The organism is Pseudomonas viridiflava (assembly GCF_900184295.1).
GTDB lineage: Bacteria > Pseudomonadota > Gammaproteobacteria > Pseudomonadales > Pseudomonadaceae > Aquipseudomonas > Aquipseudomonas viridiflava.
In genome coordinates, this window is record NZ_LT855380.1 from 743,278 (window position 1) to 767,303 (window position 24,026).

Annotated in this window: 25 protein-coding genes; 11 read left to right on the forward strand and 14 right to left on the reverse strand. The window is 59.6% G+C overall.

All coding sequences use genetic code 11. The features are described from left to right. Positions 1-41 precede the first annotated feature (41 nt). From CFBP1590_RS03680 to CFBP1590_RS03710, 7 genes are all read left to right on the forward strand, one after another. The gene (locus CFBP1590_RS03680) at positions 42-704 is read left to right on the forward strand and encodes a riboflavin synthase (RefSeq protein ID WP_004883743.1); all 663 of its coding nucleotides are present in this window, start codon (positions 42-44) and stop codon (positions 702-704) included. A gap of 21 nt (positions 705-725) precedes the next feature. Continuing rightward, positions 726-1,817, forward strand: coding sequence for a bifunctional 3,4-dihydroxy-2-butanone-4-phosphate synthase/GTP cyclohydrolase II (gene ribBA / locus CFBP1590_RS03685; protein ID WP_004883744.1), 1,092 nt, complete (start codon positions 726-728; stop codon positions 1,815-1,817). A gap of 129 nt (positions 1,818-1,946) precedes the next feature. After that, complete coding sequence (ribH, locus tag CFBP1590_RS03690; RefSeq protein ID WP_002555427.1) at positions 1,947-2,423, forward strand: 6,7-dimethyl-8-ribityllumazine synthase; 477 nt, start codon at positions 1,947-1,949, stop codon at positions 2,421-2,423. Further along, on the forward strand, positions 2,420-2,917 hold the full coding sequence (gene nusB, locus CFBP1590_RS03695) for a transcription antitermination factor NusB (RefSeq protein ID WP_004883745.1): 498 nt from the start codon (positions 2,420-2,422) through the stop codon (positions 2,915-2,917). The genes ribH and nusB overlap by 4 nt, the downstream gene beginning before the upstream one ends. 16 nt (positions 2,918-2,933) lie before the next feature. Further along, positions 2,934-3,899: a thiamine-phosphate kinase gene (gene thiL, locus CFBP1590_RS03700; protein ID WP_088234492.1), complete on the forward strand. Its 966-nt coding sequence runs from the start codon at positions 2,934-2,936 to the stop codon at positions 3,897-3,899. A 150-nt stretch (positions 3,900-4,049) separates the two neighbouring features. Further along, positions 4,050-4,667: a GTP cyclohydrolase II gene (ribA, locus tag CFBP1590_RS03705; RefSeq protein WP_029241888.1), complete on the forward strand. Its 618-nt coding sequence runs from the start codon at positions 4,050-4,052 to the stop codon at positions 4,665-4,667. Further along, positions 4,664-5,083: a hypothetical protein gene (locus CFBP1590_RS03710; protein WP_004883748.1), complete on the forward strand. Its 420-nt coding sequence runs from the start codon at positions 4,664-4,666 to the stop codon at positions 5,081-5,083. The genes ribA and CFBP1590_RS03710 overlap by 4 nt, the downstream gene beginning before the upstream one ends. 91 nt (positions 5,084-5,174) lie before the next feature. On the opposite strand, the gene dxs is transcribed toward CFBP1590_RS03710, so the two are convergent. The 5 genes from dxs to yghU all read right to left on the reverse strand — a co-directional run bounded on the left by dxs (position 5,175) and on the right by yghU (position 10,609). Beyond that, positions 5,175-7,070 (reverse strand): 1-deoxy-D-xylulose-5-phosphate synthase, encoded by a 1,896-nt coding sequence (gene dxs / locus CFBP1590_RS03715; protein WP_088234493.1) that lies wholly within the window; start codon positions 7,068-7,070, stop codon positions 5,175-5,177. 157 nt (positions 7,071-7,227) lie between these two features. Then, positions 7,228-8,115 carry a polyprenyl synthetase family protein gene (locus tag CFBP1590_RS03720; protein ID WP_029241886.1) on the reverse strand — a complete coding sequence of 296 codons (888 nt, stop codon included), beginning with the start codon at positions 8,113-8,115 and terminating at the stop codon, positions 7,228-7,230. Then, positions 8,112-8,357 (reverse strand): exodeoxyribonuclease VII small subunit, encoded by a 246-nt coding sequence (locus CFBP1590_RS03725; protein ID WP_004883751.1) that lies wholly within the window; start codon positions 8,355-8,357, stop codon positions 8,112-8,114. Before CFBP1590_RS03725 ends, CFBP1590_RS03720 begins: the two co-directional genes overlap by 4 nt. 126 nt (positions 8,358-8,483) lie before the next feature. Then, complete coding sequence (gene metC, locus CFBP1590_RS03730) at positions 8,484-9,650, reverse strand: cystathionine beta-lyase (RefSeq protein WP_029241885.1); 1,167 nt, start codon at positions 9,648-9,650, stop codon at positions 8,484-8,486. A gap of 116 nt (positions 9,651-9,766) precedes the next feature. Next, positions 9,767-10,609: a glutathione-dependent disulfide-bond oxidoreductase gene (gene yghU, locus CFBP1590_RS03735; RefSeq protein WP_025995558.1), complete on the reverse strand. Its 843-nt coding sequence runs from the start codon at positions 10,607-10,609 to the stop codon at positions 9,767-9,769. Positions 10,610-11,004: 395 nt separating this feature from the next. Between yghU and CFBP1590_RS03740 the strand changes: the two genes are divergently transcribed. Continuing rightward, a complete protein-coding gene (locus CFBP1590_RS03740; protein WP_050575360.1) occupies positions 11,005-13,248 on the forward strand; it encodes an autotransporter family protein in 2,244 nt (747 codons plus the stop codon). Then, complete coding sequence (locus CFBP1590_RS03745; RefSeq protein ID WP_088234494.1) at positions 13,248-14,111, forward strand: alpha/beta hydrolase; 864 nt, start codon at positions 13,248-13,250, stop codon at positions 14,109-14,111. The genes CFBP1590_RS03740 and CFBP1590_RS03745 overlap by 1 nt, the downstream gene beginning before the upstream one ends. A 41-nt stretch (positions 14,112-14,152) precedes the next feature. Here CFBP1590_RS03745 and CFBP1590_RS03750 read toward each other — a convergent pair whose 3' ends face one another. Continuing rightward, a complete protein-coding gene (locus CFBP1590_RS03750; RefSeq protein ID WP_088234495.1) occupies positions 14,153-15,313 on the reverse strand; it encodes an alpha/beta hydrolase family protein in 1,161 nt (386 codons plus the stop codon). A gap of 142 nt (positions 15,314-15,455) precedes the next feature. Continuing rightward, positions 15,456-15,740 carry a helix-turn-helix domain-containing protein gene (locus CFBP1590_RS03755; RefSeq protein WP_029241880.1) on the reverse strand — a complete coding sequence of 95 codons (285 nt, stop codon included), beginning with the start codon at positions 15,738-15,740 and terminating at the stop codon, positions 15,456-15,458. A 130-nt stretch (positions 15,741-15,870) separates the two neighbouring features. Between CFBP1590_RS03755 and CFBP1590_RS28020 the strand changes: the two genes are divergently transcribed. Next, positions 15,871-16,233: a hypothetical protein gene (locus CFBP1590_RS28020; protein ID WP_231991819.1), complete on the forward strand. Its 363-nt coding sequence runs from the start codon at positions 15,871-15,873 to the stop codon at positions 16,231-16,233. 224 nt (positions 16,234-16,457) lie between these two features. Next, a complete protein-coding gene (locus CFBP1590_RS03765) occupies positions 16,458-16,730 on the forward strand; it encodes a CopG family ribbon-helix-helix protein (protein WP_029241878.1) in 273 nt (90 codons plus the stop codon). 747 nt (positions 16,731-17,477) lie between these two features. Here CFBP1590_RS03765 and CFBP1590_RS03775 read toward each other — a convergent pair. The 7 genes from CFBP1590_RS03775 to CFBP1590_RS03805 form a co-directional block, all read right to left on the reverse strand. Then, the gene (locus CFBP1590_RS03775) at positions 17,478-18,215 is read right to left on the reverse strand and encodes a LexA family transcriptional regulator (protein ID WP_043305238.1); all 738 of its coding nucleotides are present in this window, start codon (positions 18,213-18,215) and stop codon (positions 17,478-17,480) included. Positions 18,216-18,552: 337 nt separating this feature from the next. Next, positions 18,553-19,080, reverse strand: a complete 528-nt coding sequence (gene ppa / locus CFBP1590_RS03780) for an inorganic diphosphatase (RefSeq protein WP_004883760.1) — start codon at positions 19,078-19,080, stop codon at positions 18,553-18,555. Between the two features lie 109 nt (positions 19,081-19,189). Further along, positions 19,190-20,002, reverse strand: a complete 813-nt coding sequence (locus CFBP1590_RS03785; RefSeq protein WP_029241877.1) for a M90 family metallopeptidase — start codon at positions 20,000-20,002, stop codon at positions 19,190-19,192. A 3-nt stretch (positions 20,003-20,005) separates the two neighbouring features. Continuing rightward, a complete protein-coding gene (locus tag CFBP1590_RS03790; protein WP_029241876.1) occupies positions 20,006-20,653 on the reverse strand; it encodes a DedA family protein in 648 nt (215 codons plus the stop codon). A gap of 190 nt (positions 20,654-20,843) precedes the next feature. Continuing rightward, positions 20,844-21,305 carry a GNAT family N-acetyltransferase gene (locus tag CFBP1590_RS03795; protein WP_004883763.1) on the reverse strand — a complete coding sequence of 154 codons (462 nt, stop codon included), beginning with the start codon at positions 21,303-21,305 and terminating at the stop codon, positions 20,844-20,846. A gap of 85 nt (positions 21,306-21,390) precedes the next feature. After that, positions 21,391-22,269: an ethanolamine ammonia-lyase subunit EutC gene (gene eutC, locus CFBP1590_RS03800; protein WP_088234496.1), complete on the reverse strand. Its 879-nt coding sequence runs from the start codon at positions 22,267-22,269 to the stop codon at positions 21,391-21,393. Next, on the reverse strand, positions 22,266-23,660 hold the full coding sequence (locus CFBP1590_RS03805; protein WP_058432976.1) for an ethanolamine ammonia-lyase subunit EutB: 1,395 nt from the start codon (positions 23,658-23,660) through the stop codon (positions 22,266-22,268). Before CFBP1590_RS03805 ends, eutC begins: the two co-directional genes overlap by 4 nt. Positions 23,661-24,026: the final 366 nt, after the last annotated feature.

Sequence of the window (24,026 nt, forward strand, 5' to 3'; positions counted from 1 at the left end):
ACTTTCGCTAAACGCGAAGCCCTTGTTCTCCAGGAGGACTCATGTTTACCGGCATCATCGCTTCCATCGGCAGCATCCGCGCACTGACCCCTAAAGGCGGCGATGTCCGCGTTTATGTGGAAACCGGCAAGCTCGACCTGAGCGACGTCCAGTTGGGCGACAGCATCGCCGTCAACGGCGTGTGCCTGACGGCCGTCGAACTGCCCGGCGACGGCTTCTGGGCCGACGTCAGTCGTGAAACCCTCACCGTCACCGCCTTCGTTGACCTCAAGTCAGGCAGCCGCGTGAACCTGGAAAAGGCCCTGACGCCAACCTCGCGTCTGGGCGGTCATCTGGTCAGCGGTCACGTCGACGGCGTGGGCGAGATCGTCTCGCGTGAAGATAACGCCCGCGCCATCCAGTTCCGTGTGCGAGCGCCGCGTGAACTGGCCAAGTACATCGCCCACAAAGGCTCGATCACGGTCGATGGCACCAGCCTGACCGTCAACTCGGTCAACGGCGCCGAGTTTGAGCTGACCATCGTCCCGCACACGCTGAGCGAGACCATCATGTCCGACTACCGTCCAGGCCGTAAGGTGAATCTGGAAGTCGACCTGCTGGCGCGCTATCTGGAGCGTCTGCTGCTGGGCGACAAGGCCGCAGAGCCGGGTCACGGCACCATCACCGAAAGCTTTCTGGCCGAGAACGGCTACCTCAAATCCTGAATTGATTGAAGGGGGTGCCGCGTGGCGCTCAACAGTATCGAAGAACTGGTAGAAGACATTCGCCAGGGCAAGATGGTCATCCTGATGGATGACGAAGACCGCGAGAACGAAGGCGACCTGATCATGGCCGCCGAATGCGTCAAGCCTGAGCACATCAACTTCATGGCCCGTTTCGCACGTGGCCTGATCTGCATGCCGATGACCCGCGAGCGCTGCGAGACCCTGAAGCTGCCGCTGATGGCGCCGCGCAACGGTTCCGGTTTCGGCACCAAGTTCACCGTGTCAATCGAGGCCGCCGAAGGCGTGACCACCGGCATCTCGGCTGCAGACCGCGCGCGCACCGTGCAGGCTGCTGCTGCGAAGGACGCCAAGGCAGATGACATCGTCAGCCCCGGCCATATCTTCCCGCTGATGGCTCAGGCAGGCGGCACGCTGGCCCGCGCCGGTCATACCGAAGCCGCGTGCGACCTGGCGCGAATGGCCGGTTTCGAACCGAGCGGTCTGATCTGCGAAGTCATGAACGACGATGGCACCATGTCGCGTCGTGCGGAGCTTGAGGCATTTGCCCTCGAACACGACATCAAGATCGGTACCATCGCCGACCTGATTCACTATCGGATGATCCACGAGCGTACCGTTCAGCGGATTGCCGAGCAGCCGATGGACAGCGAACTGGGGCATTTCAACCTGGTGACCTACCGCGATTCGGTCGAAGGCGATGTCCATCTCGCATTGACGCTGGGCAAGATCTGCGCGGAAGAACCGACCCTGGTGCGTGTGCACAACATGGACCCGCTGCGCGACCTGCTGATGGTCAGGCAGCCAGGCCGCTGGAGCCTGAGAGCCGCGATGAGCGCGGTCTCCAAGGCAGGCAGCGGCGTGGTTCTGCTGCTGGGTCATCCGCTGGATGGCGACGTGGTGCTGGCCCATATCCGCGAAACGGCCGGGCAGCAACCGATCAAGACACCGACCACTTACAGCACCGTCGGCGCGGGTTCGCAGATCCTTCGTGACCTGGGCGTGCGCAAAATGCGCCTGATGAGTTCACCAATGAAGTTCAATGCGATATCCGGTTTCGATCTGGAAGTTGTAGAATACGTGCCCTCCGAATAAATACCGGCAGGTCGATGCACGCGAAAGCCTGTTTTTCGTGTCCATCGGCCTGACAGTTGTGATTCGTGGCCTAAAATCCTCCAAAGTCCGCCTCAAGGCGGGCTTGCTCTTTAATACGAGACTCACCGAATGACCTTGAAGACCATCGAAGGTACCTTCATCGCCCCCCAAGGCCGCTATGCCTTGGTGGTTGGCCGTTTCAACAGCTTCGTCGTGGAAAGCCTGGTGAGCGGTGCCGTTGATGCGCTGGTACGCCATGGCGTGAGCGAAAGCGACATCACCATCATCCGTGCGCCGGGTGCTTTCGAGATTCCACTGGTTGTGCAGAAAGTTGCGCAACGCAGCGAGTTCGCCGCCATCGTCGCGCTGGGCGCAGTCATTCGTGGCGGCACCCCGCACTTCGAATACGTTGCCGGTGAGTGCGTCAAGGGCCTGTCTCAGGTTTCCATGGAGTTCGGTGTTCCGGTTGCCTTCGGCGTGCTGACGGTCGATTCGATCGAGCAGGCCATCGAACGCTCCGGCACCAAGGCTGGCAACAAGGGCGCTGAAGCTGCCTTGTCCGCCATCGAAATGGTCAGTCTGCTGTCGCAGCTGGAGGCCAAGTGATTTCCGACGATACCGATCAGTTCAACCCGCGCGATGCCAAGTCGCCCGAGGCCGCCAAAGGCAAGAGCGCCAAGCGTCGCGAAGCGCGTCAGATGGCGACCCAGGCCCTGTACCAATGGCACATGGCAGGTCATTCGCTGAACGAAATCGAGGCACAGTTCCGTGTCGACAACGACTTCAGCAACGTTGACGGCGCCTACTTCCGTGAGCTGCTGCACGGTGTTGCCACCAACAAGACCGAGATCGACACAGCGCTGTCGCCTTGCCTGGACCTGACCATCGAAGAACTCGATCCGGTCGAGCTGGCGGTTCTGCGCCTGTCCACCTTCGAATTGCTCAAGCGTATCGACGTTCCTTACCGCGTCGTGATCAACGAAGGCATCGAGCTGGCCAAGGTCTACGGCTCCACTGACGGCCACAAGTTCGTCAACGGCGTGCTGGACAAGCTGGCGCCGCGCCTGCGTGAAGTCGAAGTGAAGGCCCACAAGCGCTGATCAGCGCCTGACCTTCATGGGAGAGTTCGAGCTGATCCGTCATTACTTCGCCGCTGCGCCCTGTGCGCAGGCGCGCGAAGAAGTGGCGCTGGGCATCGGCGACGACTGCGCCTTGCTGGCGTTGCCGCCCGGTGAACAGATGGCGATCTCCACCGACACCCTGGTTGCCGGGGTGCATTTTCCCGAAGTCTGCGACCCTTTTCTGCTCGGCCAACGCGCGCTGGCGGTGTCTGCCAGTGATCTGGCGGCCATGGGCGCGCGTCCCGTCGGCTTCACCCTGGCTTTGACCTTGCCGAGCGTCGATATCGACTGGCTCGAGGCGTTCGCGTTCGGGCTGAGCCGGATGGCGCAACATTGTTCGTTGAGCCTGATCGGCGGCGACACGACCCGTGGACCGTTGAGCCTGACGCTGACTGTGTTTGGCGGCGTGCCCGCCGGGCTGGCGCTGACACGCAGCGGTGCCCGGGAAGGCGACCTGTTGTGCGTCGGTGGTGCGCTGGGTGACGCTGCCGGAGCCTTGCCACTGGTCCTGGGTGAGCGCAACGCCGAGCCGTCTGTTGCAGAGCCTCTGCTGGCGCGCTATTGGTCGCCTCAGCCGCAACTGGCGCTCGGCCAGGCGCTGCGGGGCAAGGCCACGTCCGCGCTGGACATTTCCGACGGTCTGCTCGCCGACTGTGGACATATTGCCCAGGCATCGAACGTCCGACTGTTGATCGAGCGCGACACGCTGCCAATGTCCGCCGAACTGCTCACGCTTTTCGACACTCAGTCCGCTCGGCAAAAGGCTCTCAGCGGCGGCGATGACTACGTGTTGGCGTTCACGCTGCCACCGGTTCATCTGGCAGCCTTGCTGGAAGCCGGCTGGCCGGTGCATGTCATCGGCCGAGTCGTTGCGGGGCAGGGCGTCGCGCTGATTGATGGCGACGGACAGGACGTCACGCCGTCGACCCGTGGTTACCAGCATTTTCGGGGTGGGTCGTGAATGTCCCGCCCGCTTGGGGTTCGATTGGGTTCTATCGATCGAACTTTACGATCTGAATGCCCGAGAATTCAGCCTAAGCGTCTGCAGGAACCTGCTGTTACAATGCAAATCTTGCGAATTTCCAGTCTTCATACTGATTAGGAGCACACGGTGCCCGTCGTATTTGTCGCCGCTTCCAAACTGCCCACACCTTTTGCAGAATTTGCCATGCACGGCTTCATCGAGTCGGCAACCGGGCGTGAACACGTTGTCCTGAGTCTGGGTGACGTGGCAGATGGCACCCCTGTTCTGGGTCGTATTCATTCCGAATGCCTGACCGGCGACGCCTTGTTCAGTCAGCGTTGCGATTGTGGTTCCCAGCTTGAAGCCGCCTTGCGCGCCATTGCCACTGAAGGCCGTGGCGTACTGTTGTACCTGCGTCAGGAAGGTCGCGGTATCGGCCTGATGAACAAGATCCGCGCCTACGAATTGCAGGACGGTGGTGCCGACACCGTTGAAGCCAACGAGCGTCTGGGTTTTGCGGCTGATCAGCGCGACTATGCGATCTGCCTGCCAATGCTCCAGCATCTGGGCGTCCAGTCGCTGCGTCTGATGACCAACAATCCACGCAAGGTCAAAGCCTTGACCGACATGGGGATCAAGGTTGCGGAGCGCGTGCCGCTGCACACCGGTCAGAATCCGCATAACAAGCTGTACCTGGCCACCAAGGCCGGCAAGCTGGGCCATATGATGGGCAACGAGCATCAGAGCGAGGTTGGGCCCGCTTGACCCGCAGTCAGGTTCGCCAGCGACTGGCGATGGCATGGTGGCGCCAGCTCGGCCTCACCCTTGCGCCGTTGCTGGTCGTCTGCCTGTTTTTCGGCAGTAACGAACCGATGATGACCGTGCTGGCTCTTCCGCTGTTCGTCGCAGGCGTGGGGTCGATGTTCGTCAGCCTCAAGCCGTTCGGGGCTTACAAGCGTGCGTTGATCACCACCCAGACCGCACTCGACACCCCTCAGGAACCCGCCGCCTGGCTGCACCTTGCCGCTGTTCGACGTCTGGCCTTCCTCTACGCCGGGCTCCCTGCCTGGATCGCCGCCATTGCCGTGCTCTTCGGCCTGCACCCATTGCCCGTCTGCCTGCTGGCATTTGCGAGCGTGGTGCTGCTGTATCTGTACCGGATTCCATCGCAGCTAGGCTGACGGCAGCGGGGGAGCGCGGACGCGGAGCGTCCTGAGCGGTGTTAAACACAAAAAAAGCGCTCAATGAGCGCTTTCAATGTTTTCGCGTCAATCAACCAATCAGCGTCAGCCGCTTGTTGATCGCCGCTTCGATGCCTGGCGCATCCAGGCCACACTCGGCCAGCATCTGCGCAGGTTTGGCGTGTTCGACGTAAACGTCCGGCAAACCAATGTGCAGCACGGATTTGAGGATGTTTTCTCGCGCCAAGAACTCACTGACCGCCGCGCCCGCGCCACCCATGATGGCGTTCTCTTCGAGCGTGACCAGCAGTTCGTGATTGGCTGCTGCCTCACGAACCAGTGCTTCATCGAGCGGCTTCACGAAGCGCATGTCGATGACTGTAGCGTCCAGCTTCTGCGCAACGACCAAGGCTTCGGCCAGTTGCACGCCGAACACCAGAATCGCGACGCCCTGACCCTGACGACGCACGATGCCCTTGCCGATTTCAACAGGCTCAAGGTCCTTTTCGATCACGGCGTTTGGACCCGTCCCACGCGGATAGCGCACGGCGGCAGGGCCGTTATGCAGGTAGCCGGTGCTGAGCATCTTGCGCAGTTCGTTTTCGTCGCTCGGCGTCATCACCACCATGCCGGGGATGCAGCGCAGGTAAGACAAGTCGAAGCTGCCCGCATGCGTCGGGCCGTCTTCGCCCACCAGACCGGCGCGGTCGATGGCGAACAGTACATCGAGGTTCTGCACCGCCACGTCATGCACCAGTTGGTCATAACCGCGTTGCAGGAAGGTGGAATAGATCGCGACCACAGGTTTGCTGCCTTCACAGGCCATGCCTGCAGCCAGCGTGACGGCGTGCTGCTCGGCAATCGCCACGTCGAAATAACGCTCAGGGTAGCGCTCGCTGAAATCGACCAGATCCGAGCCTTCCTTCATGGCTGGAGTAATGCCCACCAGCCGCGAATCCGCTTCGGCCATGTCGCACAGCCACTGACCAAACACCCCGGAATACTTGGGGCCGCTGACCTTTTTCGGGATCGCGACAGGCGCATTCAACGGTTCGAGTTTGGTGATCGCGTGGTAGCCGATCGGGTCGACTTCGGCAGGACCGAAACCCTTGCCTTTCTTGGTGACCACATGCAGGAACTGCGGCCCCTTGAGGTCACGCATGTTGCGCAACGTGGCGATCAGCGTCGGCAGGTCGTGACCGTCGATAGGCCCGATGTAATTCCAGCCCAACTCTTCAAACAGCGTGCCGGGAACCAGCATGCCTTTCGCGTATTCCTCGGTGCGACGGGCAATTTCCCAAGCACCGGGCAGGCGCGAAAGCACCTTTTTACTGCCTTCACGCATGCTTGCATACGTGCGGCTGGAAAGGATCTTGGCCAGATAGTTAGACAGCCCGCCAACGTTGCGCGAGATCGACATGTCGTTGTCGTTGAGGATGACCAGCATGTTCGCGGCCACTTCCGGGGCGTGGTTCAACGCCTCGAATGCCATGCCCGCCGTCAGCGCACCGTCGCCGATCACGGCGATGGACTTGCGGTCGCTGCCCTGCAGGCGCGAGGCAATCGCCATGCCCAGAGCCGCGCTGATCGAGGTGCTGGAGTGACCAACGCCGAACGTGTCGTACTCGCTCTCGCTGCGACGCGGGAATGCCGCGACACCGTCTTTCTGGCGCAGCGTGGACATGCGCGCGCGACGGCCCGTCAGGATCTTGTGCGGGTAGGCCTGATGGCCAACGTCCCACACCAGGCGGTCGTCCGGCGTGTCGAACACGTAATGCAGGGCGATGGTCAGCTCGATGACGCCGAGACCGGCACCAAAATGCCCTCCGGTCTGGCCAACGGAGTAGAGCAGTTCCAGGCGCAGCTCATCGGCCAGGGTTTCCAGCTCGGCTTCACCCAGAAGGCGCAGGCCATCCGGTGTATTGGCTCGGTCGAGCAACGGCGTAACCGGGCGCTCGCGGGGAATCTCTTTGAACGTCGTGGGCATCAGGCGAATCGTTATAAGTAAAAGAGGCGGCAGTTTACCTTATGCATCGCAAGCTGCCCATGAAGTGCATCAGCGGCGTCCGGCTGAACCGGACCTGATGACTGTGACCGGATGAAGCGCTGTTGATTCACCCGATTTCGATGGTCGGTAATGCTGATCAGTGACGGCGTTCAACGATGTAACGGGCCAGTTCGCGCAAAGGTTCTGCTGCATTACTGAACAATTCTAGTGCAGTCAGCGCCTGATCGCGAAGCTCCAGGGCGTAGCCTTTGGCAGCTTCAAGCCCCAGCAAGGCAGGGTAGGTCGGCTTGTCGCGTGCAATGTCGGCGCCCTGGCGTTTGCCGAGGGTGGCAGTGTCACTTTCCACGTCGAGAATGTCGTCCTGCACCTGAAAAGCCAGGCCTACGGCCCGGGCATACACTTGAAGTGCATCAAGTTGTGTCTGGTCTGCGCGGCCGCTGGCCAGTGCGCCCAGTCGAATACTGGCTTCGATCAACGCGCCGGTCTTGTGGCGGTGCATGTATTCCAGTGCAGCCTGATCCAGCTTCAAACCCACCGAACCCAGATCGATCGCCTGACCACCCACCATGCCGGCCGGACCGGCTGCTGTCGCCAGAGTGCTGACCATCTGCAGGCGCGTCTGCGCGTCACGTGAGGTCAGGTTCGGCGCGAGCAGGGCGGTGAACGCCAGACTCTGCAGGCCGTCGCCCGCCAGAATCGCGCAGGCTTCGTCAAACGCCTTGTGGGTCGTGGGTTGGCCGCGACGCAAATCGTCATCGTCCATCGCAGGCAAATCATCATGCACCAGCGAATAGGCATGGATCAGCTCGACCGCACAGGCCGCGCCGTTGGCATCTTCCGCGACACCACCCAGTGCCTCACATGCTGCATAGGCCAGCAACGGGCGCACGCGTTTGCCGCCATTCATAACGCTGTAGCGCATGGCGTCGTAGAGGCGTGTCAATTCAGGGGTTGGGGCTTGAAACAGACCTTCGAGCGCCGCGTTGACGCGGGCCTGGCTTTGCGCTTGGTAGCTCGCGATCATTCAGGCAATTCCGCGTCGTCGAAAGGCTCTTCGGCCAGTTCACCATCGCGCTCCAGCAACACCTGAACCTTCTGCTCGGCAGCGGTCAGAGCGCTCTGACAGTCGCGCGTCAGACGCACGCCCTGTTCGAAGGCGGTGAGAGAGTCTTCCAGTGACAACTCGCCATTCTCCAGTCGCTCTACCAGCGTTTGCAGATCAGCGAGAGACTGTTCGAAATCCAGTGCAGCTTTCTTGCGGGCCATGAGGGCATTTCCGGTAGAGATTAAACCGGGCGACACTAGCAGAGCGACGCCCGTGGGGCAAATGACGGCGACCTGTTCGGCAGCCGGATGACAGCGCTGTAGCGCTTTCAGATTAGCCCGCAGGGTTCAGACTGCGGCGAAACCTGACCGCAGGTCGGCGATCAGGTCGTCCGGGCTTTCCAGACCGATTTGCAGGCGTAGCATCGGGCCGTCACCGCGATCGGGGCCATGTTGTTCAATCTCGGTGATGAGGCTTTCGAAACCGCCCCACGAATAACCGATCCCGAACAGCTTCAGGGCACCGACGAAACGGTCGAGCACCTGACGATCGGTCGTCTTGAATTCGAAACTGAGCAAACCATTGCAGCCATGGAAATCCCGCTTCCAGATGGCGTGGCCCGGATCGCTCTCGAGCGCCGGATACAGCACTCGCGCCACCTGCGGTTGCTCCAGCAGCCACTGCGCAACCTGCAGGGCATGACGCTCATGCATAGCCATACGTGCCGCCAGACTGCGGGCGCCACGCAGCACCAGATACGCATCGTCCGGGCTGACCGTATTGCCAACGGCGATGTTCATGGTTTTGAGGGTTTTCCAATGGGCTTCGGTAACGCTGACACTGCCCATCATCACGTCCGAATGCCCGGCCACGTACTTGGTCAGCGCCATCAGTGAAATGTCTGCACCCAGCTCAAGCGGCTTGAACAACACGCCAGACCCCCACGAGTTATCCACAGCCAGCAACAGATTTTTCGCTTTGCACAGCCGCGAAAGCGCAGGCAGATCACACATGTCGAAGGTCAGCGAACCGGGCACTTCGGCGTAGATCATGCGTGTGTTGGGCTTGATCAGAGATTCGATGTTGCTGCCATTCGCGGCGTAGTAATCGAACTGGATGTCGAACGCTTTCAGCATCGTGTTGGCCAGACGCCGCACCGGCCCGTAGACCGACTCTGTCATCAGCACATGATCGCCGGGACGCAAAAACGACTGAAACATCTGAGCGACCGCAGCCAGCCCGGTGGGATAAAGGCAGGTGCCGTGGGCGCTTTCCAGTTCAGTGATCAGGTCCTGCAACGCAAACGCCGTCGGGTTGCCGTTGGCACCGTACGTCAACGAGCGCTCAGGCCCGGCCGTCCGCACTTCCGCTTCGCGCAAGGCCGCGAGGCTGTCGAACAGGACCGTACTGATCCGCACGACCGGCGGATTGACCGACAACCCCGGACCGCTGCCTGCACTGCGGCCGCGTTGCGACAGGGCGGTGTGGGCGCGTGGGTCTTTGTCGTGCGGCATGTGGGGCTCCGGTGTCAGATGGCGGATCAACAGCGCATAAGGTTAAGCGATGTTGGCCATCGTGTCGGCACTGATGTGATGCTGGTTGAAGCATCACAACAGCGCCGCGTGACGCCTTACTTATCCAGATCAGACGCCTGGTGCCGCTCTGGAACCTGCTCCGATTCCTCGCCCCAGGTGCGATTCACCTTCTTGCCGCGTATCACTGCAGGCCGCGCTGCGATTTCTTCGGTCCAGCGGATCAGGTTCGGGTATTCGTGCACCGATAGAAACTCTGCCGCCGAATACACCTTGTTCTGCACCAGCGCGCCATACCACGGCCAGACGGCGATGTCGGCGATGGTGTAAGTGTCGCCTCCCAGATAACGGCTTTCTCCAAGACGACGGTTCAGCACGTCCAGCTGACGCTTGGCTTCCATCGCGAAACGGTTGATCGGGTATTCCAGTTTCTCAGGCGCGTAGGCATAGAAATGCCCGAAACCGCCGCCCAGATAAGGCGCTGCACCCATCTGCCAGAACAGCCAGTTCAATGTTTCGGTCCGCCCGGCCGGATCGGCGGGCAGGAAGCTGGAAAACTTCTCCGCGAGGTACAGCAGAATCGATCCCGATTCGAACACACGCACCGGCGTGTCGTGACTGCGATCCACCAGCGCCGGGATCTTCGAGTTCGGATTGACCCCGACAAACCCACTGGAGAACTGATCGCCCTCGGAGATCTTGATCAGCCAAGCATCGTATTCCGCGCCGCTGTGTCCCAGTTCCAGCAATTCCTCCAGCATGATCGTGACTTTGACGCCGTTCGGCGTGGCCAGCGAATAAAGCTGCAGCGGGTGCTTGCCGACCGGCAGTTCCTTTTCGTGCGTAGGGCCGGCGGTGGGACGATTGATGCTGGCGAAGGTGCCGCCTGACGCGGCTTCGTGCTGCCAGACCTTGGGCGGAGTATAGGGAGTGTCAGTCATACGGAAGGCCTCAGTGAGTGGTGTGAGGTGGGAATCGTTGAACGCTGAAGGTATGAGTTGAAAACCGCGTCAAGCGTTCGATTGCAGATTTTTCAGTCTGCAACGGCGAGCTGTTGTGCAGCAGATTGCTGCAAAAATCGCGGATATCGTAGTTTTATTTTATCTATGAGTAGTCTCGAATACAGGCTGTTGTCGTTTTAATGACGTCAAATAAATGATGCCATTATGATGGCCTTTCTGTATTCTCGCCGCGCCCTTCTGCGCGACGCCACTGCCCGCTATTACAGTCAGGTTCTACCACGCACGGAAGCTTGTCCAATACGCTGTTAAAGGAATGAACTGTGATCCCTGTTCTGCGCAAGACCCTGCTCGCCCTCTCGGTGGCCGCCTACGCGATGCCCGCATTCGCCGAAACCGTTCAACTGACCAATGCCGGCTTCAAAAGCCAGGGCCAGACTCACACTGGTAACCTCGACATGGGCGGAAGTTATAGCGGGAGCGGTTTGCAGACTATCGTCGGTCTCAACGGTTCGAGGGTCGACAAGGATCTGATTCTCAATGCCGCCATCACCAGCAGCGGCGGAGAAGGGGTGAAAGGTGTCAGCGTAGAGGGCGGCAAGATCGTCGGCACCTTCTTCAATCGTGGCCAGATCGATGTCTCCGGCAAGGGCGCGACGGGTGTTGACCTGACCACCAGCAGCTCGGGGGCTTTTGCAGAGCTGGGCTATTTCAACAACCAGGGCACCATTGTCGCTACAGGTGAAAACGCTGAAGGCGTGCGGATCGACGGCGCCAGCTTCACCGGCAACACCACGCACCTGACCAACGACGGGACGATACGCGGGCAGGGTACTGCCATCGCCATCGGTAATACTCGCTTCAATTTGCCGGGCGCTCAGCCGTGGTTCCTTGAAAGAGGCGATTTCAATATCTTCAACAATGGCTCGATCATTTCTGCCGACAAGGCCATCGATGCCTCAGCAAGCAATCGCCCGGTCGAACTGATCCTGCGCAAGGGCAGTGTCATTGTCGGCAACCTGATAGACCTGAGTAATATTGAACTGGAAGGTGACACGTCCTTCACGGCGACCAATACCAGCACTGACGGCTATAACATCCGTCTGAAAAAGGATGGTGTGATCGCAGTAGGTTATATCGACAGCCCGTCGACCACCTTTACGCTGGAAGCTCCGCACACCAGCATCAATGGCGGCATTTACGTCGCAGGCAACTCTGCGCTGGCCCTGAATCTCAGCAGTGCCACCAACGTGAATACGGCCGTCCTGAGAGTCACCGACGCCGCCCAGTTCGAACCAGGTGCCCAGATCAGGCTGGCCGCCAAGGGTGAGGATTTCAGCGCCACAGGCACTACCTACAAACTGCTCGAGGCAGGCCGAATTGATCTGCTTGACAAAGAGGGTGTGAAAGTCGACCCGAACGGTAAGCTTGATGTCGTCAGCACATCGGCGCTGCTCAACGTCGACAGTTACACCGTCAGCGGTACTCAAGTGGTTGCGGTGGTGACGGCCAAAGGCAAGGAACAGGTTGCCCAGATCGTCACCGATAACGGCGGCTCGACCAATAGCCAGAAAACGCTGGTCAACCTCGTCGATGACAGCATCATCGGCAAAATGAACGATAGCGATCCGTTCAAGCAAGCCTTGCTGAACGCTGATGAAGCTCAGGTTGCCAGGCTGGCCTCGCAACTGACGCCGGAAATCAACGGCGGCGCAACCCGTGCCGCGACCACCAGCCAGAGCCTGATCAGTGGCGTCACCGGCAGCCGCACCAGCTCGATACGCGGCGCGTCGTCGGGCGAAGGCTTCAAGGAAGCGGGCGTATGGGTCCAGTCGCTTTACAGCGACGCCACTCAAGGCCAGCGTGACGGCGTGGCGGGCTATAACGCCTATAGCCACGGCGTTGCAGTCGGCGCTGACGGCAAGTTGAACGAGAACCTGACCGTGGGTCTGGCGTACAGCTTCATCAATACCGACGTGAATGGCAAAAACGGCAACAAGACCGAAGTCGACAGCCATGCATTCACCCTGTACAGCGGTTTCGAACTGGGCAACTACTTTGTCGATTCCAGCCTGACCTACGGCCTCAACGACAATCAGGGCAAACGCAGCATTGCCGGTACGCGTGCCAAATCGGACTATGACAGCGACCTGTTGGGCCTGAATCTGGTGGGCGGCTACACCTACCACGTCACCCCGCAAACGCTGATCGAGCCACGATTGGCTGCGCGTTACAGCCAGGTGAACATCGACGGCTATCGCGAGAAAAACTCGTCGGCCGCGTTGAAGGTCGAAGACCAGCGCTATGAAGCCATCGAGCTGGGCGCGGGTGTACGAGTGGCGGGCAGTTTCGTTCTCGGCGCGGGCACGCTGGAACCGCAAGCCAAACTGATGGCGTATCACGACTTCGCCGCCGACGAGGCCAAGAGCACATCGACCTTCCTGCTCGGCAGCACACCGTTCGTGACCAGCGGTGCCAGGGCGGTACGTGACAGCTACGAAGCAGGCGTGGGTGCGGACTACAAGCTGGGGGCGATCACCCTTGGCCTGAATTACGACTACATCGGCAAGTCGGATTTCGATGCCGATGTGTTCTCGGCAAAAGTGCGTTACGACTTCTGATGACTAACTCCCGTCCCGGCCCTCACCGCTGGGGCGTTTTCCTTCAGGCTTTGATGGCGCTGCTGATCGGCGCCCTCATCGCAGGCTGCCAATCGCCGCGTCAGGCATTGCAACAACTGGCTGACGAGCACGGACGGCAGCTGCAAATCCTGCCCGGCCAGCCGTTCGCGCTGGCTGCGCTGCTGCCGAACCATGTCCCGCCTGCGGGCCGTCTGCGCGTTTACCTTGAAGGCGACGGTCATGCCTGGGCCAGCGCGACCCAACCCAGCCTCGACCCCAGCCCCCGAAAATTGCTGGTGTTGCGTCTGGCCATCGACGACCCGACACCCAACGCCTACCTCGCACGACCTTGTCAGTTCGTCACCTCGCCTGGCTGCAGGACAGCGCTCTGGACAGATCGACGTTTCTCGCAGGAAGTCGTCACCAGCCTCAGTCAGGCACTCGACCTTCTGAAGCAGCGTTACGGGAACCCGTCGTTCGAACTGGTCGGCTACTCCGGCGGGGCCGCCCTGGCGCTGCTGCTGGCTGCTCAGCGAGATGACGTGACCCAAGTCCAGACGCTCGCAGGCAACCTCAGCCCGCGCCTATGGGCACACACCCAACACCTGACACCCCTTGCAGGATCACTCGATCCACTGGACTACCCGCGTCGGTTGGCGGGCATCCCTCAACGGCATTTCTCAGGGACTCTGGATGAAGTCGTTCCGACTGCGCTGGCGCAGGCGTATCGCGAGCGGTTGCGCAGCGGTGTGTGCAATCGGGTGGTGGTGGTTGAGGGGGTGAGCCATGAGGCCGGATGGGACAAGGTCTGGAGGCTTTGGAGAGATCGGGGGCTGGACCGGTCTGGTGAGTGTGCGGATTAGCGGCTGACGTCCGGCGTCCTTCAGTGGGAGCTGGCGTCAACTTACGCACCTGAAGCCATCAGATGGTTGCCTAGCGCGTAGACGGTGCAAGCGGGCCCATCGTCAATAACATTCTTTTGACAGTATTCCATCGCCCTGGCAGCGGCATCGTCTTGAGTTCGCTCACCCTTACTCCAGCCCCAGACACCTTTGCCATTGGTTGCGAACGCTTTCTCGTACGACTGGTCTTGCGCATATGCACGCAAGGCGTCCTTTGCTGCAGCACTCAGTTCTGCGGGTGCGGGAAGATCGGTTGCAGGCAGTGCCACGATTTCCTGAGATGCAAGCTGCTGTTTGCTCAGAAAGTCGGCAACGGTATTCCACCACGTTTGTTCAGGCGCCCATTCTATAAAGACATGACCGTTTTTTTCGAATGCCGGAGCCTCCTGAAACTCACCGATGCCTCCGGCAGAGAGATAGGTATCAAACATCTCTCTGCTCAGCGGCATAGGAAACACCTCGTCATTGACGGCATAAAGCCAGAGGGCAGGCATATGTGATCGCCTGCCAAAGCTTGCGATGGATGCTAACAAGTGCTCTTTGTCGCAAACCCCACCCGACTTGGTTGCGCCACGACCACCATCGAAGTTGATGATCGCTTGCACGCCCGGAGGATTGTCGGCACCGGCAGCCAATACCGCGAAGCCTCCTGCAGATTGCCCCATCATGATGGCTTCATCAGGCGAGGCCCACGATTCAAGCCGGATGGCGCTCAGAGCGGCGATGAGATCGTCGGCTGCAATTTTACCGGCCTTCGCATGATGGGGGTGCTCGCAGGTTCCAACCTGGTGCTGGTAATCGGTGACGCCTGAAGACTTTCCATACCCTTGGCGCATGACCACAACTGACGCGTAACCATGGCGAGCAAAGGCTATTGCCGCGGATGAAAATCGGTTAGGGCTGATAGCGCGATCAATCTGATTGCCATCGGTGCCATGGGTGATCAACGCAACCGGCCAGCGTCCGGGCCTGTCGGGGCGTGTGACAAATGCATCCAGCGTCGCCGTCTGTCCGTCAGGCAGAAGGACGTTCAGGACAAGAGGCTCTCTGACAAGGCCGTCAATCTGGTCGTTGACCTCAGGCGTTTGTGTCCAGCCGGGCGTTGTCCAGGCAAGCAGAGGAACCAGCACTATCCAGGCTAGAGACGGTTTTTTGAACGCCATTTGACGAGCCTCTCAAAAGCTTTCAAAGAGTGATTTCCGCAAAGATCAGGGCCTTGCGCCGGGATCGTTTCCCACCAGGGTTATCTGAGCATGGCGGGGTGTCAGTTTCTGGCACCAGGGTTTGGGCTGAGGTGCTTGGCCTTCACAGTGGGTCCTGCGCTTTTCTCAAACGCTCATCCAGCAGATCCACTAACTCGCGTTCACTCATCGAGCACTGCATGGCGTAACACGAAACCAGCAACTCCAGTGGATGAATACCGATTCTGGTGGCGAGCTGGTCGAGTTTCTCCAACGTCGGGCTCTTCAGCCCGCGCTCGATTTCAGACAGATAAGTGCGGCCACTGACCCCGACAAAGTCCTCTTGCGTCAGTCCCTTCGCCTCACGCGCCTCCTTGAGTGCGGCGCCGATTGCTTTACTCAGTTTCATAGCGCTGCCCCTTTACAAAAGAAAGGGATTTCGCTTGAATGCACGTTATAGCACTACACGCTATAGCATTCTTTAGCGCGAATGTGTTTCATAAGGACGAGTCGTCGCGAGAGCGCAAGGATCAGAAATCATGAGCCAGAATAAAAAACAGAAACCGCTTCGCAGGGCTGCATCAACCCAACTGCTGTGTAAAAACTGCCGAGTTTTCCAGCGCAGTCGACCGGGTGTTCGCAACCGTGTCGGGGCATCTGTTGCCAGGTCTGGATCGACGAATAGGCATCATGTCGTCAGTGCTGTGTACGGCTACCTCATGACCAGTTGGGATGAGCTGCCCGATCAGAACAAGCGGGCGTTGGGGTTTGATTTTATCGTGGGCAGCGAAGGGGAGGAGGCAGCGCTGAAGAGGTTGGCGGGGATTTTCATGGAGTATGCGGATGTCGCGTTGCGACGGGCGTTGGTGGCGCGGCGGAGGAGGCTGGGCTTCGCAGACTGATGCAGCGCAACCAGTCGCCTGCCTGGAAAACGTGCTGGATGCAGGACTCATGCTTCTACCGAGTCAATTGTCCAACGCTGTGTTAATCGTGTATCTATCCCCCTCCGCTGTCCCCCCATTCTGGCTCTGCGTGCAGTCGTCCGTCTTCTGGGCGTATGGACAGATGAGCAGGGGGACTAATAACTTATCAAAAGGTAATACCTTTAGATAACGAGGGTTCGGCTATGGCCACTTCAATCAAAATTGATGACGAGCTGAAAAGTCGCATTCAGCACTTGGCTGGTCTGCGTCAACGTTCGCCCCATTGGGTTATGCGCGAAGCGATAGCGCAGTACGTCGATCGCGAAGAAGCTCGCGAGGGCTTCAAGCAGGAAGCCTTGGCGTCGTGGGCCGTCTATCAGGAAACGGGTCGGCATATGACCGGCCAAGAGGCTCGGGCCTGGCTCAATACCTGGGGTACTGAGGCTGAGGCGGAGCTTCCCAAGTGCCACGATTGATTATCACTGAAGGTACTGCGCAAGGCTTGGAGTGTTGTCGTCGGTTGCTTGTCGAAAAGGGTCCACAGATAGCGCAGCGAGCGGCCCAAGTGATTGAGCGACAATTTGCTCGCTTGGAAGGAGGCCCGAAGTAGGTCGCCCATTTCCAGATCTGCCGGAGTTACGTGAGCTAATTATCGAGTTTGGTGATTCGGGTTATGTGGCGCTCTATAGGCATCAGCGCGCGGGTGATGCTGTCTATGAATTGGCCTTTCGGCATCAGAAAGAAGTCGGTTACTGAGCAAGGCTGCGTATTTTTAGAGGTTTGGGATCGGCCTGCCTAGTCTCCAGAAAGACCTGAGTAGCTCGGTTGTTATTGGTTCAATTCAATAGTGCGGTCCCCCCCCCCCCACCTGTCCCTCACTTCATCCTCGGATGAGGTCAAATGGCGTTGACACCATCGGACAGGGAAATGTCTGAACCCCCGGAATAGCTAAGCTTTCAGGAAGATTCTTGGATGGGGCAGGATTATTTCAGACATTAAAAAGCCGGCTTGTGGCCGGCTTCTCGTGGGCAATTTTGGTCTATTTTTGGTAAACCGCAATCGCCTGCAAAAGGTGCATTCGCAAGGAATGCTGATAAGAGAGCAGGGCAGATGCGTCATCTGCCGTGCCGTGGCATCGCCGCTGGGCGGGGATGCTTTGGATGGCGGACAGCATACTGATGTTTGCCGCCCATGCCCAGCCTTGATGTGCCATCACGCCCGTGTCAGAACAGCAGCATCGCATTTCTACGGCTGTTGAGGGTGGACCACCAGAAGATCCAGCCCAGGATGCGGATGCGTTCGTCTTCGATGTCTTCGGCGCTGAAGATTTCGTCGGGGTATTCGGCGTCGTTGTGGCTGCGCAGGCGCAGGCCGCCGTTGGGCAGGCGGTAGAGGTAGCGCACGCGCAGAATGCCGCCGTGTTCGATAGCGTAGATTTCGCCGTCGATAACCTGCGTCAGTTCGCGGTCCACACCCAGAATCGAGCCATCCTGGATCTTGTCGGCCATGCTGTTGCCGACCATGGCGACGCACAGACAGTTTCTGGGGTCGATGCCCATGGTTTGCAGGACCTGCAGCGGCAGGCGGATTTTTTGTCCGGGGGCTTCGGCCAGGACGGTTTTGCTGACGCCATGGGTGGATTCGATTTCCTTGAAGATCTGAATTTCCACGTCTCCACGCAGCATGTTTCTTCCTTGATCCTGATGGACGATCAGTCGAGTGTCGCCGCCGTTGTTTTCATTGGCGGAGTCGGACGGGTGTTTGGGGCCTTCGCCGGTGCGCAGCCAGCGGGCGTTAACGGTTAATAATTCAGCCACCTCATCAATACGCGCCATGGGGACGCCGCGCTTGAACCAATTATTGACGTGTTGCGGCGTGATCTTGCGGTTGGCAGCAAAATCAGTCGCAGTGAGGTGGCACTCTTTGAGAAGGATGCGGAGTCGATCGCCTGATGTATTCATGGGGCCGAGTTTACTGGCGCGATCAGGGCGTTTAAATGAACGAGGTGTTGATGTCGGCGTTGTCGCTGGGGGTGTACGGCTAGAGGTATTACAGACGGGACGTTTGTTGTGTAGGCATGTTCCGTAATCGCCGAATTTTGGATAAACGCTGAGGGATTTGTTCAGGCCGGGTGTGCGGGCGTTGACGGGATGTTTATTGCGAGAGAGCGATTAAACGCATTTTTAAACGCGGGTTTTGAAAAAAATCGCAGTAGAGGGGCGTTGCGAGGGGAGGGTGTTACGGACATCTATGCCAAGACACCCGCAACGCAGGTGTCTCGACACAGCAAACCGTCAATCAGCCTTTGAAGGCTGCAACCGATTTGGTGATTTCAGCACGGGCGGCTTCTGCGTCGCCCCAGCCTTCGATCTTGACCCATTTGCCTTTTTCGAGATCCTTGTAGTTCTCGAAGAAGTGCTTGATCTGCTCAAGCAGCAGGGCTGGCAGGTCGGTGTACTCTTTGACGTCGACGTACAGCTGGGACAGCTTGTCGTGCGGGACTGCGATGACTTTGGCATCGCCGCCGCCGTCGTCGGTCATGTGCAGGATGCCGACCGGGCGTGCGCGGATGACCGAACCTGGGGAAACCGGGTATGGGGTCACGACCAGCACGTCGAGGGGGTCGCCGTCATCCGCCAGGGTGTTGGGGATGAAGCCGTAGTTGGCTGGGTAGAACATTGGGGTGGCCATGAAACGATCAACGAACAGGCAATCGGTGTCTTTGTCGATTTCGTACTTGATCGGCGCGTGGTTGGCCGGGATTTCGATCGCGACGTAGATGTCGTTCGGCAGGTCTTTACCCGCCGGAATCTTGCTGTAGCTCATTGGGCTTTGCCCCCGTAGTTGACCAGACAGATTTTGGCGCGAACCGCCAAAAAGTGGTCCGGATTATAGGCATATTCTGTTTTGGTTGCCACGCGCGGGGTTGGCGGTTTCAGTCGGTGTCCTTGTAAGCCGGGTCCTGCTCCTGCAAAGCCTTCAGCCGGGCGAGGGTGTCCTGGCGGTAGAAGGCTTTGAGTTGGTCGTAGACAGCGGGATAGCTGGCGTGCAACAGGTCGGGGGCGCTGAAAAAGTATTCGCTGGTGACGGCGAAAAATTCGGCGGCGTCCTGAGCGGCGTACGGGTCGATGGTGGTTTCGGCGTCTGGGTTCAGGTCGAGCTGACGGTTGAGGTCGTCGAAGGCACTCTGCATGATGCTGGCCCACTCGGTAATGCGCATATCGCTGTGCAGCGGTGGCAGACCGTTGGCGTCGCCGTTGAGCATGTCCAGTTTGTGTGCCAGTTCGTGGATCACCAGGTTGTAGCCGTCCCAGTCACCGCTCGACACCACGCCTGGCCAGGCCAGAATCACCGGGCCTTGCAGCCATGCCTCGCCGCTGTGTTCGCCGTCCCATTCGTGTTCGATGCCGCTGGCGTCGCGATGACGCTGCGGGCTGACGAAGTCGTCAGGGTAGAGCACGATCTCGTGAAAGCCCTGATACCAGTTCAGGTCGCCGAGATTCAGCAACGGCAGTTGCGCCTGTGCGGCCAGAAACAGCCGGTGTTCATCGTTCAGTTCAACGCCCGGTAGTGCGGTCAGATGCTTGTCGTGCAGAAACAGCACGCAGGCATCGCGCAACTGCGCTTCCTGCTCGGCACTCAGGCCGTCGAGGATCGGCAGGCGCTGGCGAACGGTTTGCCACAGCTCAGTGGAGACCGGGTGCTTCGCCAGCGTGCGTTGCCTGCGCCAGTTGCTGAATGACCACATGGATCAGCTGACGTCGACAGAGCGGCCTGTGCGGCTGCGCACGACGCCGATGATCATCGGCAGCAGGGAAAGTACGATGATTGCCAAGACCAGGAACGTCAGGTTCTGCTTGATGAACGGCACGTTGCCGAAGAAGAAACCGAGCGTGACCAGACTGCCCACCCACAGCACCGAACCCAGCATGCTGAAACCGACGAAGCGCGGGTAATGCATGCGGCCGACGCCCGCCACGAAGGGGGCAAAGGTGCGGATGATCGGCAGGAAGCGCGCCAGCGTGACGGTCTTCCCGCCATGACGCTCGTAGAACACCTGGGTGCGCAGTAGGTAGTCGCGACGGAAAATCTTCGACCTGGGGTTGCTGAACAGTTTTTCACCGGCCGTGCGGCCGATGACGTAGTTCGTGCTGTCGCCCAGTATCGCTGCCAGCATCAACAGCCCGGCGAGCAGAACCGGGTCCATGCCGCCACCGGCTGCCACGGCACCTGCGATGAACAGCAGGGAATCGCCCGGCAGGAACGGCATGATCACCAGACCGGTCTCGCAGAAGATCACCAGAAACAGAATCGCGTAGATCCACGTGCCATAGTTGGTCACCAGCATGTCGAGGTAAACATCGAGATGCAGGATGAGGTCGAGCGGGTTGAATTCCATTGAAGCACCTGAGGCGAGAACCCTTGACCGGGTCGCATGCGGAAGAAACTACGTGTGCAGTACGCGCGGCATTATAGAAGGAGAATGCGGGCAGAGGGCCGCAAGCTTTCAACAGAGATGTTACAACTGTTACGAGGCAGGAGGTATTGGCGAGCAAAAGCGGAAAAAACCGGATTGCTCGCGAACAGAATCAACGGTCCGAGTTGATCGGCAGCACGTAGTTCTTGAACTGGGTGTCTTCCTTGAAGCCAATCGACTCGTAGACTTTCTGCGCCACGTCGTTGTTGCTGCTGGTCGACACGCGCATGCGCACGGCCTGGGTTTCCTTGGCCATTTTCTTGGCTTCTTTCATCAGGTGGTCGGCGACCAATTGTCTGCGGGCGTCTTCGGCGACGTAGATGTCGTTGAGAATCCACACGCGCTTGAGCGACAGCGAGGAATAGCTGGGGTAGAGCTGGCAGAAGCCCAGCAATCTGTTCTCGTCATCCTTCGCCAGCGCGAGATAAATCACTGACTCTTCGCGGCGCAGGCGCTTCTCCAGAAAGTCCCGTGACGAATCCGGGAATGGCAGCTCGCCGTAGAATTCACGGTATTTGACGAACAACGGGCAGAGCAGGTCCAGGTGTTCGAGCGTGGCTTTTATGATCCGCATGGTCGGGCCTCAACTTCACTATGGGCTAATGCAATGCGCCAGGATGGTCACAGCGATGCTGACTGGCGGCTTTAGAAAGCGCAATCTAATGCGGGTCGTCGGGACCGGCGAGCAGGAAATTGCCAGTGCGTCTGTTCAGGTTGTCGGCGGCCTCGTCGGATTCCACAGTCTTGAGCTCGGCTTCGTCCTTGAGCTTTACCCCTGACACCTGACGGCGGCAGGCCTCGCGCATCAGGTACAGCAGGCGATGGGCTGCCATCCCGTAGCTCAGGCCTTCCAGGCGAATGTTGGAGATGCAATTGCGGTGCGCATCGTTGAGCCCCACTTTCGGCGCGTAGGTGAAATACAGGCCCAGGCTGTCAGGAGAACTGAGGCCGGGGCGTTCGCCGATCAGGATCACCACCATTTTTGCGCCAAGCAGCTCGCCGATCTCGTCGGCGACGGCCACGCGACCCTGTTCCACCATGATCACAGGCGACAGCGTCCAGCCTTCTGCTTCAGCCTGTTCTTCCAGGCGCACCAGAAAGGGCACCGCGTGGCGATGAACGGCCAACGCCGACAGGCCGTCTGCCACCACTATCGCCAGATCGAGCCCGCCCGGATGAGCGGCGGCGTAGTCGCGCAACTGGCTGGCAGACTCATCGTTCAGGCGTCTTCCCAGATCCGGCCTTTGCAGATAGCTGTCGCGGTCGGCGGCGGCGCTGTGCAGTAACAGGGTTTCTCGGCCTTTTCCCGCCAGTTGGGCACTGATGGCTGCATGATCGAATGCCAGATGCACAGCGTCGCGTGCCTGGGCATGGGCCAACTGAAAGTCCAGTTGCGCCGAGGTCGGCAGGCTGGTGCCGGTACGGCCCAAGGCGATACGAGCCGATGTCAGGCGACGCAGTTCCAGCCAGGGATTGGGCGGCGTGGCGTCCGGCCTGGCTTCAATGCTTTCCATTTCATTCACAGGCGGTTCCCTCATGCCAGATGCGCCAGGGCGTGGCGGAAGGCGGGCGGCAGGCTGTCGCCGAAACGCACACGTCCGTCGGCCTGCGTGAAGATGCCCATTTTTTCCAGCCAGGCCTCGTATTCCGGAGCCGGACGCAGGCCCAGGCTTTGCCGGGCATAGAGCGCGTCGTGGAACGAGGTGGTCTGGTAGTTGAGCATGATGTCGTCGGAGCCGGGGATGCCCATGATGAAGTTGATCCCGGCGACGCCCAGCAGCGTGAGCAGCGTGTCCATGTCGTCCTGATCGGCTTCGGCATGGTTGGTGTAGCAGATGTCGCAGCCCATCGGCACGCCCAGCAATTTGCCGCAAAAATGGTCTTCAAGCCCGGCGCGGATGATCTGTTTACCGTTGTACAGGTACTCGGGGCCGATGAAGCCGACCACAGTGTTGACCAGGAACGGATTGAAATGCCGTGCAACGGCGTAGGCGCGGGTCTCGCAGGTCTGTTGATCGACCCCATGGTGCGCGTTCGCCGACAGCGCACTGCCTTGCCCGGTCTCGAAATACATCAGGTTCTGCCCGAGCGTGCCGCGGTTGAGGCTCAGTCCCGCTTCGTAACCTTCCTGCAGCAGGTTCAGGTTGATACCGAAGCTGGCGTTGGCAGCTTCGGTGCCGGTGATCGACTGGAACACCAGGTCCACCGGCACGCCGCGGTTGATCACTTCGATGGAGGTGGTGACGTGGGTCAGCACGCAGGACTGGGTCGGAATCTCGTAGCGCTGGACGATGGCGTCGAGCATTTCCAGCAACGCGATGATGGACGAGGTGCTGTCGGTGGCCGGGTTGATGCCGATCATGGCGTCGCCGTTACCGTACAGCAGGCCGTCCAGCACGCTGGCTGCAATGCCGGACGGATCATCGGTCGGGTGGTTGGGCTGCAGGCGGGTCGACAGGCGACCGCGCAGGCCGACGGTGTTGCGAAAGCGCGTGACGACGCGGATTTTCTGCGAAACCAGTACCAGATCCTGTACACGCATGATCTTCGAAACGGCGGCAGCCATTTCCGGCGTTAGACCGGGAGCCAGTGCTCGCAGGCTGGTTTCATCGGCTTGATCGCTGAGCAGCCAGTCGCGAAAGCCGCCGACGGTCAGGTGGCTGACAGGCGCGAAGGCGAGGGCGTCGTGGGTGTCGATGATCAGACGCGTGACTTCGTCGTCTTCGTACGGAATCAGCGCTTCTTCAAGAAAGTGCTTGAGCGGGATGTTGGCCAGCGCCATCTGCGCGGCTACACGCTCGCCATCGTTCTGCGCTGCGACTTCGGCCAGAAAATCGCCGGAACGCGCAGGGCTGGCCTTGGCCATGACTTCTTTGAGGCTGTCGAAGCGATACGTCTGCGCGCCGACAGAATGAGAAAAGCTCGCCATACAGATTCTCCATGACGTCCCGCTGCTCGCGTCGGACGTGGTCTTTCGGCCGAACCGGTGACGTCCCGGTTCAAACGACTGTGGGAAGCGATGTAAGCAATTAATACTCCATCCTGACGATGAGTGCGAGTTTGCGGGGCGTAGCGGGTAAGTCTGAGGGAAGATGCGTCATGCCGGAGCATTGCCTGGCAAAAGGGCGCACGACGATAGTGCGCACATAGCTGAGCGTGCCCATGCAGAGCTCTGATCGTTATGCATAAATCTGCCTCGACACTGATCGTGCCTATCGCTCCGCGTGGGCATGCATCCCGTGACGCTCCGCGTCACAAATGGCACAGATTGCGGATTCAGTGAGCCGAGCGCATG

Coding starts and splice junctions, on each gene's coding strand:
- CFBP1590_RS03680 (WP_004883743.1), top strand. CDS start 42: ATGTTTACCGGCATCATCGCTTCCATCGGCAGCATCCGCGCACTGACC.
- ribH (WP_002555427.1), top strand. CDS start 1,947: ATGACCTTGAAGACCATCGAAGGTACCTTCATCGCCCCCCAAGGCCGC.
- thiL (WP_088234492.1), top strand. CDS start 2,934: ATGGGAGAGTTCGAGCTGATCCGTCATTACTTCGCCGCTGCGCCCTGT.
- dxs (WP_088234493.1), bottom strand. CDS start 7,070: ATGCCCACGACGTTCAAAGAGATTCCCCGCGAGCGCCCGGTTACGCCG.
- CFBP1590_RS03720 (WP_029241886.1), bottom strand. CDS start 8,115: ATGATCGCGAGCTACCAAGCGCAAAGCCAGGCCCGCGTCAACGCGGCG.
- CFBP1590_RS03725 (WP_004883751.1), bottom strand. CDS start 8,357: ATGGCCCGCAAGAAAGCTGCACTGGATTTCGAACAGTCTCTCGCTGAT.
- metC (WP_029241885.1), bottom strand. CDS start 9,650: ATGCCGCACGACAAAGACCCACGCGCCCACACCGCCCTGTCGCAACGC.
- yghU (WP_025995558.1), bottom strand. CDS start 10,609: ATGACTGACACTCCCTATACTCCGCCCAAGGTCTGGCAGCACGAAGCC.
- CFBP1590_RS03740 (WP_050575360.1), top strand. CDS start 11,005: ATGCCCGCATTCGCCGAAACCGTTCAACTGACCAATGCCGGCTTCAAA.
- CFBP1590_RS03745 (WP_088234494.1), top strand. CDS start 13,248: ATGACTAACTCCCGTCCCGGCCCTCACCGCTGGGGCGTTTTCCTTCAG.
- CFBP1590_RS03750 (WP_088234495.1), bottom strand. CDS start 15,313: ATGGCGTTCAAAAAACCGTCTCTAGCCTGGATAGTGCTGGTTCCTCTG.
- CFBP1590_RS03755 (WP_029241880.1), bottom strand. CDS start 15,740: ATGAAACTGAGTAAAGCAATCGGCGCCGCACTCAAGGAGGCGCGTGAG.
- CFBP1590_RS28020 (WP_231991819.1), top strand. CDS start 15,871: ATGAGCCAGAATAAAAAACAGAAACCGCTTCGCAGGGCTGCATCAACC.
- CFBP1590_RS03765 (WP_029241878.1), top strand. CDS start 16,458: ATGGCCACTTCAATCAAAATTGATGACGAGCTGAAAAGTCGCATTCAG.
- CFBP1590_RS03775 (WP_043305238.1), bottom strand. CDS start 18,215: ATGAATACATCAGGCGATCGACTCCGCATCCTTCTCAAAGAGTGCCAC.
- ppa (WP_004883760.1), bottom strand. CDS start 19,080: ATGAGCTACAGCAAGATTCCGGCGGGTAAAGACCTGCCGAACGACATC.
- CFBP1590_RS03785 (WP_029241877.1), bottom strand. CDS start 20,002: ATGTGGTCATTCAGCAACTGGCGCAGGCAACGCACGCTGGCGAAGCAC.
- CFBP1590_RS03790 (WP_029241876.1), bottom strand. CDS start 20,653: ATGGAATTCAACCCGCTCGACCTCATCCTGCATCTCGATGTTTACCTC.
- CFBP1590_RS03795 (WP_004883763.1), bottom strand. CDS start 21,305: ATGCGGATCATAAAAGCCACGCTCGAACACCTGGACCTGCTCTGCCCG.
- eutC (WP_088234496.1), bottom strand. CDS start 22,269: ATGAGGGAACCGCCTGTGAATGAAATGGAAAGCATTGAAGCCAGGCCG.
- CFBP1590_RS03805 (WP_058432976.1), bottom strand. CDS start 23,660: ATGGCGAGCTTTTCTCATTCTGTCGGCGCGCAGACGTATCGCTTCGAC.